This window comes from Streptomyces mobaraensis (genome assembly GCF_020099395.1).
Taxonomy (GTDB): Bacteria; Actinomycetota; Actinomycetes; order Streptomycetales; family Streptomycetaceae; genus Streptomyces.
On record NZ_CP083590.1, the window covers coordinates 590,400 to 604,938 of the forward strand.

At 75.6% G+C, this 14,539-nt stretch carries 13 protein-coding genes; 6 read left to right on the forward strand and 7 right to left on the reverse strand.

Annotation, left to right across the window (positions count from 1 at the left end):
* Positions 1–664: 664 nt before the first annotated feature.
* A complete protein-coding gene (locus K7I03_RS02305; protein ID WP_185942915.1) occupies positions 665–1,282 on the reverse strand; it encodes a flavin reductase family protein in 618 nt (205 codons plus the stop codon).
* A 195-nt stretch (positions 1,283–1,477) separates the two neighbouring features.
* On the opposite strand from K7I03_RS02305, the gene K7I03_RS02310 reads away from it, so the two are divergent.
* The gene (locus K7I03_RS02310) at positions 1,478–2,836 is read left to right on the forward strand and encodes a GNAT family N-acetyltransferase (RefSeq protein WP_185942914.1); all 1,359 of its coding nucleotides are present in this window, start codon (positions 1,478–1,480) and stop codon (positions 2,834–2,836) included.
* A gap of 186 nt (positions 2,837–3,022) precedes the next feature.
* Positions 3,023–4,711, forward strand: a complete 1,689-nt coding sequence (locus K7I03_RS02315; protein ID WP_185942913.1) for a DUF885 domain-containing protein — start codon at positions 3,023–3,025, stop codon at positions 4,709–4,711.
* A 57-nt stretch (positions 4,712–4,768) separates the two neighbouring features.
* Here the strand turns inward: K7I03_RS02315 and K7I03_RS02320 are convergent, their stop codons facing one another.
* From K7I03_RS02320 to K7I03_RS02330, 3 genes are read right to left on the reverse strand one after another with little or no spacing between them, the layout of a single operon-like run.
* Positions 4,769–5,404, reverse strand: a complete 636-nt coding sequence (locus K7I03_RS02320) for a hypothetical protein (protein ID WP_185942912.1) — start codon at positions 5,402–5,404, stop codon at positions 4,769–4,771.
* 4 nt (positions 5,405–5,408) lie between these two features.
* Complete coding sequence (locus K7I03_RS02325; RefSeq protein ID WP_185942911.1) at positions 5,409–6,059, reverse strand: RNA polymerase sigma factor; 651 nt, start codon at positions 6,057–6,059, stop codon at positions 5,409–5,411.
* 2 nt (positions 6,060–6,061) lie between these two features.
* Positions 6,062–6,289, reverse strand: a complete 228-nt coding sequence (locus K7I03_RS02330) for a hypothetical protein (RefSeq protein ID WP_185942910.1) — start codon at positions 6,287–6,289, stop codon at positions 6,062–6,064.
* 322 nt (positions 6,290–6,611) lie between these two features.
* Here K7I03_RS02330 and K7I03_RS02335 point away from each other — a divergent pair, with 322 nt between their 5' ends.
* A complete protein-coding gene (locus K7I03_RS02335; RefSeq protein ID WP_185942909.1) occupies positions 6,612–7,526 on the forward strand; it encodes an ATP-grasp domain-containing protein in 915 nt (304 codons plus the stop codon).
* Between the two features lie 226 nt (positions 7,527–7,752).
* On the opposite strand, the gene K7I03_RS02340 is transcribed toward K7I03_RS02335, so the two are convergent.
* Positions 7,753–8,202 (reverse strand): rhodanese-like domain-containing protein, encoded by a 450-nt coding sequence (locus K7I03_RS02340; protein WP_185942908.1) that lies wholly within the window; start codon positions 8,200–8,202, stop codon positions 7,753–7,755.
* A gap of 358 nt (positions 8,203–8,560) precedes the next feature.
* Between K7I03_RS02340 and K7I03_RS02345 the strand changes: the two genes are divergently transcribed.
* Positions 8,561–9,058, forward strand: a complete 498-nt coding sequence (locus K7I03_RS02345; RefSeq protein ID WP_185942907.1) for an Lrp/AsnC family transcriptional regulator — start codon at positions 8,561–8,563, stop codon at positions 9,056–9,058.
* Here K7I03_RS02345 and K7I03_RS02350 read toward each other — a convergent pair.
* On the reverse strand, positions 8,997–12,077 hold the full coding sequence (locus tag K7I03_RS02350; RefSeq protein WP_224346824.1) for an AAA family ATPase: 3,081 nt from the start codon (positions 12,075–12,077) through the stop codon (positions 8,997–8,999). The two genes, K7I03_RS02345 and K7I03_RS02350, sit on opposite strands and share 62 nt — an antisense overlap.
* A gap of 73 nt (positions 12,078–12,150) precedes the next feature.
* A complete protein-coding gene (locus K7I03_RS02355) occupies positions 12,151–13,308 on the reverse strand; it encodes an exonuclease SbcCD subunit D (RefSeq protein ID WP_185942905.1) in 1,158 nt (385 codons plus the stop codon).
* Positions 13,309–13,519: 211 nt separating this feature from the next.
* On the opposite strand from K7I03_RS02355, the gene K7I03_RS02360 reads away from it, so the two are divergent.
* The gene (locus K7I03_RS02360; RefSeq protein WP_224346825.1) at positions 13,520–14,020 is read left to right on the forward strand and encodes a Crp/Fnr family transcriptional regulator; all 501 of its coding nucleotides are present in this window, start codon (positions 13,520–13,522) and stop codon (positions 14,018–14,020) included.
* Positions 14,021–14,036: 16 nt separating this feature from the next.
* Entirely contained in the window at positions 14,037–14,525 is a 489-nt protein-coding gene (locus K7I03_RS02365; protein WP_185942904.1) for a Pycsar system effector family protein, read from the forward strand.
* Positions 14,526–14,539: the final 14 nt, after the last annotated feature.

Sequence of the window (14,539 nt, forward strand, 5' to 3'; positions counted from 1 at the left end):
GACGGCGGGGAGGCGATCGGCCGGGGCGCTGGCGAGGCGACCGGCTGGGACGGCGGGGAGGCGATCGGCCGGGGCGCTGGCGAGGCGACCGGCTGGGACGGCGGGGAGGCGATCGGCCGGGGCGCTGGCGAGGCGACCGGCTGGGACGGCGGGGAGGCGATCGGCCGGGGCGCTGGCGAGGCGACCGGCTGGGACGGCGGGGAGGCGATCGGCCGGGGCGCTGGCGAGGCGACCGGCTGGGACGGCGGGGAGGCGATCGGCCGGGGCGCTGGCGAGGCGACCGGCTGGCGCGCTGGCAAGGCGGCCGGCCGGGGCGCCAAGGGGGCGGCCCGCGCCCCCCGCCGTCGCGGCATTTCGCGTTCGTTGCCGCCGCCGGGGCCCGCGCCGACCGCGAAGACAGCGGCTTCGGCGTCTTCCGGGTGCCGGGCGGCGTACGCGGCGGACGCCGGCTCCGGGTCGCGGACGACCGGTTCGGTCCCGGGTGGGACATACAAACCGGGGCTCACAGGCCGGGGCGGCGGCCGGGCGGGGTCTCGGCGCAAGGGCCGCCGGAAGGCCGCCCGGGAGGTCGGCCCAGGCGAGTGGCCCGGGCGCCTCGCGGCGAGCGGCCCTCCAGGCGCGGCGAGCGATCCTCCAGGCGCGGCGAGCGATCCTCTAGAGCGCGTCAGTTCGCGCCGTCGGCCTTCCAGTCCGCGTACGCGACGCGCGGGATGGAGCGGACCCCGCCGACCGTCCCCCACTCGTCCCTCCCGAGCCGGCTGAGCGGGCGCATGCGCGTGATCTCCGGGTGGTCGCCGTCCAGGACGGACTCGGCGACGACGGCGTGCACCACCCGGCCGAGGACGATCGTGGAGTCGCCGAGGCGGAGCGTGCCGTGCAGCCGGCATTCGAGGGCGACGGGCGAGTCCGCGACCCGGGGCGCCTTCACCATGAGCGAGGGCTCCTTGGCGAGGCCGACGGCGTCGAACTCGTCGACGCCCGGCGGGAAGTCGGCTCCGGTCTCGTTGATCTGCCGTTCGAGCCCCTCGGGGGCGAGGCTGACGACGAACTCGCCGGTCGCCTCGACGTTGCGCAGGGTGTCCTTACGGCCGACCGAGGTGAACTGCACGATCGGCGGTTCCACGCAGGCGATGGTGAAGAACGAGTGGGGGGCGAGGTTGGCCGTCGTCCCGTCCTCGGAGACCGTGGACACCCAGGCGATCGGCCGGGGCACGACCACCGAGGTGAGGAGCCGGTAGACGGCGGTCCGGCCGGCGGCTTCGATGTCGATGTCAACGCGCATGCCCGCCAGTATCCACGCCACAGGGCCCGGCCGCCGACCTGGGACGGCCCCCGGGGCGGGGCCCGTCATCGCAGGTGGGAGCGGCCGCCGGGGCCCGACGGAGCGACCACGTCCGTAACGTGCCGCGGGCGTCCTTTACCCGGAGGACACGAGGTGTTCGTGATCGGGCAACACCGCTTCGTCAGGGTGGACACCATGACCGACACCGACGCGACCTCCACGGACGCCCCCGGCCGCGCGCACCACTGGCGGCGTGACCTGGCGGAAGTCGCCGCCCTGTTCACCGCCGTGGCCGCCGCCGACTGTGTGGCCGACACCGTGGCGCACGGTCCCGACGGGCCGGCCCTGCTGGCCGGGTCGGCCGCCGCGCTGCTGGCCACGGCCGGGTTCCACACCTGGTGGCACCGGCGGCGCCGGGCGCGGTCCGAGGCTCCCGCCCCCAGCCTCCCCGAGGAGACCGTCGGCAGCACGCTGTGGCGGATGCGCACCACCGTCCGCGACGCCCCGGGTAGTCTGGCGGCCCTCTGCCTGGCCCTGGCCGGCCGGGGCGTCGACATCCTCGCCCTCCAGACGCACCCGCTGGCCGAGGGGACGGTCGACGAGTTGCTGCTGCGCGCGCCGGGCGGGCTCACGGCCGACGCGCTGGCCCTGGCCGCCGAGGCGGGCGGCGGCCGGGAGACCTGGCTGGAACGGGCCGACGCCCACGACCTGGTGGACGCCCCCACCCGGGTGCTGGACCTCGCCACCCGCACCGCCCTCGACTCCGCCGAACTGCCGCTCGCACTGCGCCGGCTGCTCGGCCGGTGCGCGATCCGCTCGACACCAACGGACGCGGCGGGGGCCCCGGCCGAGGGTGAGTGGCGGGACACCGTCCTGCGGCTGCGCGACCCCTCCGGCGGCACGATCACCATCGAGCGGCCCCATCTCCCGTTCACCCCGGCGGAGTTCGCCCGCGCCCGGGCGCTCGTCGAGCTGGACGCGCGGCTGGGCCCGCGGTTCCCGCGCCGCGACGACGTGCTGACGCTGCCCGCCGGCGACGAGGTGACGGTCCGCAGGGCGGACACCGGCGACCTGGCGGCGGCCAAGGCGATGCACGAGCGCTGCTCCCCCGCGACGCTCGCCCTGCGCTACCACGGTCCGGTCCGGGACGTCGCCGCCGCCGACCGCTACCTCGGCCACCTGCTCGGCCCGCGGTTCGGCCGGACGCTCGCCGCGTACGAGCCGTCCGGCCGGCTGGTCGCCCTCGGCCATCTGCTGTGGGACGGCGAGGAGACCGAGGTGGCGCTGCTCGTCGAGGACGCGTGGCAGCGGCGCGGCGTCGGCGCCGAACTGCTGCGCCGGCTGGTGGTGATGGCGGCCGAGGCGGGCTGCGAGAGCGTCTACGCGGTCACCCGGGCGTCCAACACCGGGATGGTGGCGGCGATGCGCGGGCTGGGCCTGCCGCTGGACTACCAGGTCGAGGAGGGCACGCTGGTGATCACCGCCCGCGTCACGCCGGCCGCCGTCCCGCGCCTGGCCGGCCGGACGGCCGTGCGACCCGCCGGATCGCCGTGAAGGCCCCGGACGGTGGTGGACCCGCCGGACGGCCACGCATCCCGGCCGGCGGCCGTGAACCCCGGACGGCTGCCGCGGATCCGGGCTGCCGGCCGTGACCCACCGCGGATCCGGGCACCCGCCGCGGATCCCGGTCCCGGCGAATCCCGCGTGACGCGGCGGCCCCGGCCGTACGAGGATGGGCGCATGCCGAACACCACCAGCACTCAGCTGCCCCGCCAGGTCGCCGACGCCTATGTCGACGCGTACCTCGAGCTCGACCCGATCACCGGTACTTACCTCGGCGTGGCGTCCAGCGCCCGCCGGCTGCCCGACTTCTCGCCCGAGGGGCAGGAAGCCGTGGCCGCGTTGGCGCGGGAGACGCTGGACCGGCTGGCGGAGGCCGAGCGGCTGCCCGGCGCGGACGACGCCGCCGAGCGGCGCTGCGCCCGGCTGCTGCGCGAGCGGCTGACCGCCGAACTCGCGGTGCACGACGCGGGCGAGCCGCTGCGCGCCGTGAGCAACATCCACTCGCCGCTGCACTCGGTGCGCGAGGTCTTCACGCTGATGCCGGTGGAGAGCGCCGACGACTGGTCGGCGGTCGCGGCCCGGCTGCGGGCCGTACCGGCCGCGCTGGAGGGCTACCGGGCGTCGCTGGCCGAGGGGTTGAAGCGCGGGCTGCCGGGCGGTCCGCGGCAGGTGGCCACGGTGCTGGAGCAGCTGGCCGAGTGGATCGGCACGGACGGCAAGGGCTGGTTCGGCGACTTCACGGCCCCCGGCCCCGAGGAGCTGCGGGCGGAGCTGGACGGCGCGGCGGAGGCCGCGACGGGCGCCCTCGCCGAGGTCCGCGACTGGCTGCGGGACGTCTACGCCCCCGCCGTCGAGGGCGCCCCGGACGTGGTGGGCCGCGAGCGCTACGCCCGCTGGGCGCGCTACTGGAACGGCACCGATCTGGACCTGGACGAGGCGTACGCGTACGGCTGGTCGGAGTTCCACCGCCTGCTGGCGGAGATGCGGACCGAGGCCGAGAAGATCCTGCCGGGGGCGCGGACGCCCTGGGAGGCGCTGGCCCACCTCGACGAGCACGGCACCCACATCGAGGGGGTGGAGGAGGTCAGGGAGTGGCTCCAGGGCGTGATGGACGAGGCCATCGAGGCGCTGGACGGCACCCACTTCGACCTGGCCGAGCGGGTCAAGCGCGTCGAGTCGCGGATCGCCCCGCCCGGTGGCGCGGCGGCCCCGTACTACACGGCCCCGTCGGAGGACTTCTCCCGCCCCGGCCGGACCTGGCTGCCGACCATGGGCCTGACCCGCTTCCCGGTGTACGACCTGGTGTCCACCTGGTACCACGAGGGTGTGCCGGGCCATCACCTCCAGCTCGCCCAGTGGACGCACGTGGCCGACCGCCTCTCCCGCTACCAGGTCACCCTGGGCCAGGTCAGCGCCAACGCCGAGGGCTGGGCGCTGTACGCGGAGCGGCTGATGGACGAACTGGGCTTCCTCACCGACGCCGAGCGGCGGCTGGGCTACCTCGACGCCCAGATGATGCGCGCCGCCCGCGTCATCGTCGACATCGGCATGCACCTGGAGCTGGAGATCCCGGCCGACTCCCCGTACCACCCCGGCGAGCGCTGGACGCCGGAGCTGGCCCAGGAGTTCTTCGGCCTGCACAGCAGCCGCCCGGCGGACTACGTGGAGAGCGAACTCGTCCGCTACCTGGGCATGCCGGGCCAGGCCATCGGCTACAAGCTCGGCGAGCGCGCCTGGCTGCTGGGCCGCGAGGCGGCCCGGAAGCGGCACGGTGACGCGTTCGACGCGAAGGCGTGGCACATGGCGGCGCTGTCGCAGGGCTCGCTGGGGCTGGACGACCTGGTGGCGGAGCTGTCGGCGCTCTGACGGGCGGTGAGCGGGAGGGGGCGGCCGGGCCGGTGCGGGCCCGGCCGCCCTCCGCGCTCAGAGGACGTCGGCGAGTTCCCCGATCTGGTCGGCGAGCCGGGGATCGGGGTGCAGCACCCGCCCCAGGCCGAACTCCTCGACGTCGTCGGCCTTCAGCCGGCCGACGGCCGCCCGCAGGGCGTCGTTGGGGACGTTCGGCTGCGGGGCGGTGACGCCCTCGGCGATGAGGCTGGAGCGGTGGTCGGTGAGCGTGATGGCCTGGTGGAACCAGTGGTCGGCGTGGCGCAGGTCCCCACGGCCCAGGTGGAACAGGTGCAGGCAGTAGGCGGCGAGCGCATTGCCGACCCCGGCGGAGAACTGCCACCAGAACTGGGCGCAGGCGGGCTCCCCCGCGAGGCTCAGCAGACATCCGAAGTCGAGGGCTCCCTCGGGGTCGATGCCCTCGTCACACAGCCTGTGCAGCCGGTCGCCGACCTCGTCGCGGTGCAGCAACGAGGCGGCCAGCGCGCGCAGTCGCTTCTGCGCCACGCCGTGGGACGTCGGGAACTCCCCGACGGGCGCGGGAACGGCGCCGAACATCAGGCTTTCGGTGACGTCGCGGACGACCTCGTGTTTCAGGTCGGCGAGGTCCCTGTCGGAGAACGGGTCGGGCAGGGCGGCTCCGGCCAGGAAATCGTCGATGCTGCGCGGCACGGCGTCACTCCTCTTCTAGTTCTTGTTCGTCGGCGGCCGGCGGGGTGGAGAGGCCGAGTTTGGTGGCGATGCGCTCTTTCGCCAGCCGGCGGTGGGTACGGACGGTGTCCGCCTTGATGCCCATGACGTAAGCGATGTGGGAGCAGGGGTAACCCAGGACGTAGCGCAGCACGATGACGTCGTACTGCCGGGGAGGCAGCGACGCTATGGCGGTGAAGAGGCCCAGGGAGGAGTCCATCACCCGCAACTGCCTGCGCATGGCCTCCAGCGTGGCGCGGGCCGCCTGCCGCAGACCCTCGGTGCGCAGGTTCTGCGACACGCTGCCCGTCAGCCGCAGATGGGTCTCCACGCACTGCTTCAGGTAGGAGAAGGCGTACGCCGCGGGGCTCTCCTCTTTCAGCACCATGACCCAGTTGAGCGCCAGGTGGACGTAGACCCGGCGGACGACGGTCCTGGCGGCGTCCTCGTCTCCGAGCAACGTGTGGGCGTAGCGCAGGTGCGCGCGGGCGTAGAGGTCGTAGAAGCCCTCCAGATCCGGCGGCATCCGGTACTGCACGCCCCGCAGCGCGTCGAGTTCCCTGGAGAGGTCGTGCGGGAGGAGGGGCTGCGCCGCGCCGGCTCCGTCGGCCTCGTCGGGTGACGGCAGGATGGTCACGGTCAGCCCTCCTCGTCCCGCGGGACCGGCACCAGGGCCGGCCCGTCGCCGGAGCCGCGGGTGCGGGCGCGGGTACAGGTACCGGTGCGCACCATGCCGTCCGACAGACCGGCGATGCCGATCCGTACGCCGGTACGGAGCATGCGCCGCGCGAGGACACGAACGTCCGGGACGAGCACTCGCAAGGCGGCGGCCACGGCCGCCCAGTCCAACGCGTCATGAACAGTCATGAGCAGTCCTTGAGATAGTCGGCGCGACGCCCAACCCCCGGTGTCCCGGGCGCCGGAGAACGTTTGTCCTCCCTCGCAGGATTGCGAATGGGTACGCCCGAACACGTATGCCCATGACGAGTTTTTTCACGAGGCGTGATCAGCTGAGCACACAGAGGAGTAGACCAATTCGGGCCGACGGTCGGCAGCCACCGCGCCGACCAGCGCAAACCCACCCCGTTCCCGCCCCGCGCCAAGACCACACCTCCGCACACCCCCCTCTCAAGTGACTCGGATCACAGGGAAGGCGAGGCCCTCTTGACACCCCCGTAGAGTCCCGCACATGACTCCACTCCTCCTCGTCTGCCGCGACCCGCTCTGCTCCCGCCGCACGGACCCGCACTTCGCCGCCGAGGCGCGGGCGGCGGGCGAACGGGGGCTGCGGGTCGCGCGGATCGACCACGACGCGCTGCTCGCGGGGGACGCGGCGGGGGCGGTCGCGGACGTGCCGCACGAGCCGGGCCCGGCGTGGTACCGGGGCTGGATGATCCCCGCCGCGCGGTACGCGGAACTGGCGGAGGCCCTGGCCGGGCGCGGGGTGACGCCGCTGACCCCGCCGGCGGACTACCGGCGGGCACACGAACTGCCGGGCTGGTACCGGACGTTCGCCCCGGTGACACCGCGCACCGTGTGGTTTCCGACGGAGCCCGGGCGGGCGCCGGACCGGGAGCGGCTGGCGGCGGGGGCGGCCCTGCTCGGCGGCGGTGGCGGTCCGGTGGTGGTCAAGGACTACGTGAAGTCCCGCAAACACGAGTGGGACGAGGCGTGTTACGTGCCCGACCGCGCCGACACGGACCGGCTGGCAGCGGTCGTCGGCCGGTTCGTCGAGCTCCAGGGGGAGTTCCTGGCGGGCGGCGTCGTCCTCCGCTCCTTCGAGCGCTTCACGGCGGCGGGCGAGGCCCGGGTGTGGTGGGTGGACGGCCGCCCGGCCCTGGTGACCGCCCACCCGGACACCCCGGAGCGCCTGCCGGCCCCGGCGCTGGACGCGGTGGCGCCGTGCGTGGCCGCGTTGGACTGCCGTTTCGTCACCACGGACTTGGCTCTCCGCGAGGACGGCGTGTGGCGCGTGGTGGAGGTCGGCGACGGCCAGGTGAGCGACCTGCCGCAGGACGCCGACCCCGGACCGCTGCTCACGGCCCTGGCCGGGGGCCGCGGACGGTCGGTTCCGGTGGCGGCGGGGCAGGAGGACGTCCGCTGACCACTCGCGACGTTCGCTGACCACCCGGCGCGGGGCGTGCGCCGCCCGCGCGCACACCGGCCGCGCCGTACGAACGGGTGTGGGCAGGGGGACGCATGCTCGGCCGCCGGGACGGCGTTCCACCGGGGCCCGGGCCGGGGCGCGTCGGGTGTGCTCGGCGGCCTGGTGCGGGTAGCCGGTGACCTCGGGGTCGGTGTCGAGCCAAGGCCCGGCGGGCCCGGCGGGGTCAGCAACCGCAGTCGGCGCCGTCCACCGGCGCGGTCAGCGGGTCGGGCGCCGACCGGCGCGTCCCCTCCCAGGTCTCGACCTCGTACCCCTCGCGCGTCCAGTACTCGATGCCGCCGAGCATCTCCTTGACCCGGTACCCGAGCGTCGCGAGCGCGAGCGCCGCCCGCGTGGCCCCGTCGCAGCCGGGCCCCCAGCAGTACACGACGACGGGCCGCGCCGGATCGAGGAACTCACCGGCCAGCCGGGGCATCTGGGCCGTCGGCAGATGCACGGCACCGGGGACGTGCCCCTGGTCCCACGCCGCCGTGGAGCGCGAGTCGACGACGGCGAAGCCCGCGGCGCCGGCGGTGAGGGCGGCGTGGACGTCGGCGACGTCGGTGTGGAAGGCGAGGCGGGCGGAGAAGTAGGCGGCGGAGTCGGCGGGTTCGGCGAAGGGGGTGATCGTCATGCGGGGAAATCTATGCGGGCTGCTGTCGGCCGGGAACGCTCGATCCCCGGCGGATCATGTCTCTTGCCACGGATTCCCCTGCCCTTCCGGCACACCACCACCGAATCCCCTACCGTAACGGCGCGGTCGCGGAGCGGCACCAAGGGCACCACGACGAGCCTCCGGCGGCAGAAGCCGCCTTCATCACGGATATTCCGACGGGCTATTGGTGCCGACCAGCCCGCGCGGCACCCGCCGAAGGGAACGCCGTCGCGTCCATGCCGGAACCCCATGAGCCGCGCGGAGGACACACAGCGCGGGGTCCGCTTCCACGGCGAAACCCTTGATCTGCCGGGTGTTTCCCTGCTAGACACCGCCCATGACCGATCATTCCCCGGACGCCACCGACTGGCGCATACTCGACGCCCTCCAGCGGAACGGACGCGTCGGATACGCCGAGCTGGCCCGGATCGTGAACATGTCCTCCAGCGCGGTGACCGAGCGCGTCCGGCGGCTGGAGGAGGCGGGGGTGATCGAGGGGTACACCGCCGTCGTCCGGCCGGAGCGCCTGGGGATGCCGGTGCTCGCGTTCGTCCGGCTGCGGTATCCGAACGGGAACTACAAGCCGTTCCACGACCTCCTCGACACCACCCCCGAGGCGCTGGAAGCGCACCACGTCACCGGGGACGACTGCTTCGTCATCAAGGTCGCCGCCCGGTCCATGCGGCACCTGGAGGAGGTGGCGGGGCGGATCGGGGCGCTGGGGTCGGTGACGACGAGCGTGGTGTACTCGTCGCCGCTGGAACGGCGGGCGTTCAGCCGGCCCGACGGTCCCCACCCGTTCGGTGCCGTACCGCCGAGCCCGAGCGGTCCTTGACGACCTGGAGCTGTGCCGGGACGCGCTGCCGCAGGTCGGCGACGTGGCTGACGATGCCGACGGCGCGGTCGCGTTCGCGGAGCGAGTCGAGGACGTCGAGGACCTCGTCGAGGGTCTGCTCGTCCAGGCTGCCGAAACCCTCGTCGATGAAGAGGGTGTCCAGGCGGGTGCCGCCCGCCTCCTCCGTCACGACGTCCGCGAGGCCGAGGGCCAGGGCGAGGGAGGCGAAGAAGGTCTCGCCGCCGGACAGGGTGGCGGTGTCGCGTTCGTTGCCGGTCCAGGCGTCGACGACGTGCAGGCCCAGGCCGGAACGGCCGCGTCCGGTGCCGCGGGCGTCGGAGTGGACGAGGGTGTAGCGGCCGGCGGACATCCGCTGGAGCCGGACGGTCGCGGCGGCGGCGACCTGTTCCAGACGGGCGGCGAGGACGTACGACTCCAGGCTCATCTTCAGCTCGTTGTCGGCGCTCGTGCCGGCGGCGAGCGCGGCGAGGCCGGCGATCCGGTGGTACTCCTCGCGCAGCGGGGCGAGCCGCCGGACGTCGGCCGCGGCCTCGGCGGAGAGCCGGTCGAGGGCATCGCAACGGCGCCGGGCCTCCGCGTCGCGGTCGGACGAGGCACGCAACCTCCCCACGGCGTCGGCGAGTTCGGCGTCTGCGGCCTGCGGGTCGGCAGGCGGCAGGCCGGCGGCGGCGACCGTCTCCTCGTCGGCCAGGGCCGCCGCGACGGCGGCCTCCTCCTGCCGCCAGGCGTCCAACCGGACCTGCGCGGCGCGGAGTTCGGCGGCGCCGAGCAGGGCCTCGGCCGCCTGGGCGGGGGTGGCGAAACCGGCGTGGTACGCGGCGTCGGCGAGCCGGTCGTCGGCCGCCTTGAGGGCGGTCGCCGCCTCCTCGGCGGCGCGGGCGGCCCCGGCGGCGGCGGCGAACAGGCCGGCCCGCTCCTCCAGCGCCGCGGCACGGCGTGCGACGGACGCCTCGCCGGCCCGCGCCCGCGTCAACTCCTCGTGCAGTCCCTCCAGTTCGCGTTCGAGGTCGTCGCGGTGGGAGGTGCGGGCGGCGATCCGCAGCCGGGCCGCCTGCTGGGCGTCGCGGCGGCGTTCGTACTCGCGCTCGGCCTCGGCGAGGGCGGTGCGGGCGGCGGACGCGTCGGCGGCGGCCGTACGCGCCTCGGCGTACGCGCGGCGGGCGGCGTCGGCGAGGGCGGTGAGTTCGGCGGTGGCCGCTTCACCCGCGGCAGCGCGGGCGGCGGCCAGGGCCTCGCGGAGCGGGCCGTGGCGGCGGGCGGCCTCCTCGCGGGCGGTCTCGGCGTGCCGGTAGGCGGCCTCGGCGGTCTGCTCTGCGGCGCGGTCCACGTGGCCGGCGGCGGCGCGGGCGGGGGCGGGGTGCTCGGTGGCGCCGCAGACGGTGCAGGGGTCGCCGGGGACGAGTCCGGCGGCCAGTTCTGCGGCGATGCCGCGCAGCCGGCGTTCCTTGGTGTCGAGCCAGTGCTCGCGGGCGCGGGCGGCCTCCTCGCGGGCGTCGGCCTCCGCCTGTTCCGCCGTCGCGGCCCGGACGGCGAGTTCGTCGCGGCGGCGGGCGGCGGCGAGGCGTTCCTCGGCGGGGGTGACGCGCGCGCCGAGCTGTTCGGCGCGGGCGGTGGCCTCGTGGGCGGCGTCGAGGCGGCGCTGGTGCCGCTCGCGCAGGGCGGGCCAGCCGGCCAGCCAGTCGGCGTCGTCGGTGAGGGCCTCGTCGTCGGCGCGGGCCTGCCGTTCGAGGGCGGCGATCTCGGCGGTGACCTCGGCGGCGCGGGCCTCGGCGCGGCGGGAGGCGGTGAGCGAACCGAGCTCCTCGCGGTGGGCGCGGTCGAGGGCGGCGAGCCGGTCGGCGCCGGCCTCCCGGTGCTCCTCGGGCAGCCGGGCGCGGGCGCGGCGTTCGGCCTCGGCCGCCGCGCGGTGCCGGCGTTCGGCCTCGGCGCGGAGTTCCAGGGCGGGGGCGACGGCGGCGGCCTCGCGGGCCCGGTCCAGCCGGTCGCGGAGCGCGTCGCGTTCGGGGCGCCGCTCCGCGAGCTCGTCGGCGCGGCGGCGCGCCTCGGTGTACCGCCGCTGGAGCCGGGCCCGTTCCCGGACCTCGGCGGCGCGTCCGGCCGTGCGCGTGTGGAGGTCCTCGGCGGCCCGGACGGCGGCCGCGGTGACGGCGCGGCGCTCGCGGGCGGTGGTACGGGCGAGGGCCGCCCACTCCAGGACGGCGGCGGCGAGCCCGGGGGCGCCGGCGGCGAGCGGCGGCTCGGCCGCTCGCGGGGCGGGAACGCCGGCGCGGGCACGGGCCGGGGCGGCGGTGGCGGGCGAGGGGGTGCCGACCTCGGGCAGCGACGGGTCGTCGGCGGCCTGCCGCATCCGGTGGCCGAGCGCGAGCAGCCGCTCGTCGCCGGTGCGCACCCGGGTCTCGGCGGCCGCGCGCAGCTCGGCGAGGCGCTTCGCGGCGGCGCCGAACCGGCCGGTGTCGAAGAGCCGGCCCAGCAGCCCGGCGCGAGCGGTGTCGTCGGCGCGCAGGAAGCGGGCGAAGTCGCCCTGCGGGAGCAGGACGACCTGGCAGAACTGCTCCCTGTCCAGCCCGAGGAGCTGCTTGATCTCCTCGCCGATCTCCTGGTGGGAACGGCTGAGGCCGTGCCACTGCCCGTCGCGGAACTCGCGCAGGGCGCTGTACGCCTTCTCGCGGGTGTAGCCGCTGCCGCGCTTCTTGGGGCGCGGCTGCTCGGGCCGCCGGGTGAGCTCCAGCCGGCGGCCGGCGACGGTGAGTTCGAGGACGACCTCGGTGAGGGTGTCCGGCGCGGCGTGGTCGCTGCGCAGTCCGGGGCCGCTGCTCTGGCGGGCGCCGGGGACGCCGTTGTAGAGGGCGTAGCAGACGGCGTCGAGGACGGAGGTCTTGCCGGCGCCGGTGGGGCCGTGCAGCAGGAACAGTCCGGCGGCGGAGAGTTCGTCGAAGTCGACGCGCTGGGTGCCGGCGAACGGGCCGAACGCGGTGATCTCCAGGCGGTGCAGTCTCATCGCTCCCCCTCGGCGGCGGGCTCGCCGGAGCGGACGTGCCGGCCGGTGGTCACGGTTCCGGAGTGGCGCGGACTCATCGTTCTCCCTCGGCGGCGGTGACCCGGACGGTGTCGAGGGCGTCGGTCAGCAGGGCGCGCTCGGCGGCGTCGGGGCCCTCGCCCCGGACGTGGGCGACGAAGTCCTCGGCGATCTGCCGGTCGGTCCGGCCGCGCAGCCGGAGGGCGTAGGAGGCGAGGGGGTCCTCGGGGGCGCGGTCGGGGTCCAGGACGAGGCTGAGGACGTGCGGGAAGCGGGCGGCCAGCCGGGCCATGGGGTCCTTGGGGCGGACGGGGTCGGTGAGGGTGGCCTCGACCCAGGCGTCCTCGTGCCGGTCGAGGGCGGGGTCGTCCAGCAGTTCGTCCAGCCGGCCGCGGATCCGGGCGAGCGGCCGGGGCACCGGGCAGTCGATCCGCTCGCCGGTCACCGTGCCGTCGGCGTCGAGGTCGATCAGCCACATGGTCTTGCGGTGGGTCGCCTCGGAGAAGGAGTAGGCGAGCGGCGAGCCGGAGTATCGGACGCGGTCGGTGATCGTCTGGCAGCCGTGGAGGTGGCCGAGGGCGGCGTAGTCCACGCCGTCGAAGATCTCCGGCGGGACGGCGGCGGCCCCGCCGACGGTGATGTCGCGCTCGCTGTCGCTGGCCGCGCCGCCCGCGACGAAGGCGTGGGCGAGGACGACGGACCGCGTCCCGGCCGGGCGGGCGGCGAGGTCGGCGCGGACCCGGTCCATCGCCGCCTCCAGTACGGCGGCGTGCCCGGCGCCCCGGGCGTCGAGGGCGGTGCGGACGAGCGCGGGTTCTAGGTAGGGCAGGCCGTAGAGGGCGACGTCGCCGTGGGCGTCGGAGAGGACGACGGGGGTGCCGCAGCCGGCGGGGTCGGTGCGGAGGTGGACGCCGGCCCGGCCGAGGAGCCCGGCGCCGACGCCGAGGCGGCGGGCGGAGTCGTGGTTGCCGGAGATCATGACGACGGGCACGCCGGTCTCCGCGAGCCGGTGCAGGGCCTCGTCGAACAGCTCGACGGCGGCGAGCGGCGGCACGGCCCGGTCGTAGACGTCGCCGGCGACGAGCACGGCGTCCACGGCGTGCTCGCGCACGGCGTCCACGAGGTGCGCGAGGAACGCGCGCTGGGCGTCCAGGAGGCCGACCCGGTGGAAGGAGCGGCCCAGATGCCAGTCGGACGTATGCAGCAGTCTCACGCGTCGGCTCCCGTCCCCATGCTCTCCTCGGCTCCCCTCGCTCCTGCCGCTTGTCGCGGCCCCGGCAGTCACGGGGGTCCACGCCGCCCCACAGTCTCGCATCCGGCGGCGGGTCCGGGGGCCGGAGGTGGGAGCACGCTTCTTGCGGGCCGGGAAGGGTCTCCTGTTACCTGAGGCCGGACTCCGGCTCCGGCGGCGGGAGATGAGAGACATGGGAAGCGTGCCCATGGACACGGAAGCGCATTTCTGGTCGCTGCTCGACGCGACGGCCCGGGCGGCACTGCTACATATCGGTCATATGCGGGAATTCCCGCCCAAATCCATCATTCTCCAGCAGAACGACACCTCCTCGTACCTGCTGGTGCTGCGCCGGGGCTGCGTCAAGGTGCTCTCCTGCACCGAGGCCGGCTACCCCGCCGTCCTGGCGATCAGGAACGCCGGCGACCTCCTCGGCGAGCAGGGCGGCCTCGACGGCCGGCCACGCTCCGCGTCCCTCGTCGCCCTCACGGACGTCACCGCGCTGGTCCTCCCGGCGGACCGTTTCACCACCGTCCTCCGCGAACGGCCCGCCGTCGGCGAGGCGGTCCGGCATGTCCTCGCTACGTCAGTTGTCGCGCAGGCGAAAAGTTGCCGGTCTTCGCGGCCTTTCGGTCACCTTCCCGCGGGACTCCCGTGGGGCGTCCGGCGCCGGGGGACGATCGTCGGGTCGTGAGAGGAGCGAGGTGGCCGTGCCGGAATCCCCCCAGGACACCGCCTGGAGACTGCACGCCGCGCTGTCCGACTGGACGGGCAAGGCGGACGCGAAGGCGTCGTTCGCGCTCACCGTGCAGTCGACGGCGCTGCTGGTGCTGGGGCTGGCGGCGGGCGCGGGCCGGGGTTTCGGCCACGCGGGAGGGCTGGTGGCGGTGCTGCTGTGGGCCGGGGTCGCGGCCCTCGTCGTCGGCCTGGCCTGCGCGGTCCTCGCCGTCGCCCCGAGCCTGCGGGCGGACGTGCCGGGCCCCGCGGAGGAGCGCTTCGTCTACTTCGGGCACCTGCGCCACTGGGAGCCCGGCGCGCTGGAGTACCGCCTCCGGGAGGCGGACCCGCTGCCCGCGCTGAGCCGCGAGCTGGTCGTCATGAGCCGGATCGCCTGGCGCAAACACGTGTACGTGCGCTGGCCCTTCGTGTGCGCGGCGGTCGGCACGGCGGGGGTGGGCGCGGCGGCGGCCCTGACGTGACGGGACCGCGGGTC

Coding starts and splice junctions, on each gene's coding strand:
- K7I03_RS02305 (WP_185942915.1), bottom strand. CDS start 1,282: ATGCGCGTTGACATCGACATCGAAGCCGCCGGCCGGACCGCCGTCTAC.
- K7I03_RS02310 (WP_185942914.1), top strand. CDS start 1,478: ATGACCGACACCGACGCGACCTCCACGGACGCCCCCGGCCGCGCGCAC.
- K7I03_RS02315 (WP_185942913.1), top strand. CDS start 3,023: ATGCCGAACACCACCAGCACTCAGCTGCCCCGCCAGGTCGCCGACGCC.
- K7I03_RS02330 (WP_185942910.1), bottom strand. CDS start 6,289: ATGACTGTTCATGACGCGTTGGACTGGGCGGCCGTGGCCGCCGCCTTG.
- K7I03_RS02335 (WP_185942909.1), top strand. CDS start 6,612: ATGACTCCACTCCTCCTCGTCTGCCGCGACCCGCTCTGCTCCCGCCGC.
- K7I03_RS02340 (WP_185942908.1), bottom strand. CDS start 8,202: ATGACGATCACCCCCTTCGCCGAACCCGCCGACTCCGCCGCCTACTTC.
- K7I03_RS02345 (WP_185942907.1), top strand. CDS start 8,561: ATGACCGATCATTCCCCGGACGCCACCGACTGGCGCATACTCGACGCC.
- K7I03_RS02350 (WP_224346824.1), bottom strand. CDS start 12,077: ATGAGACTGCACCGCCTGGAGATCACCGCGTTCGGCCCGTTCGCCGGC.
- K7I03_RS02360 (WP_224346825.1), top strand. CDS start 13,520: ATGGGAAGCGTGCCCATGGACACGGAAGCGCATTTCTGGTCGCTGCTC.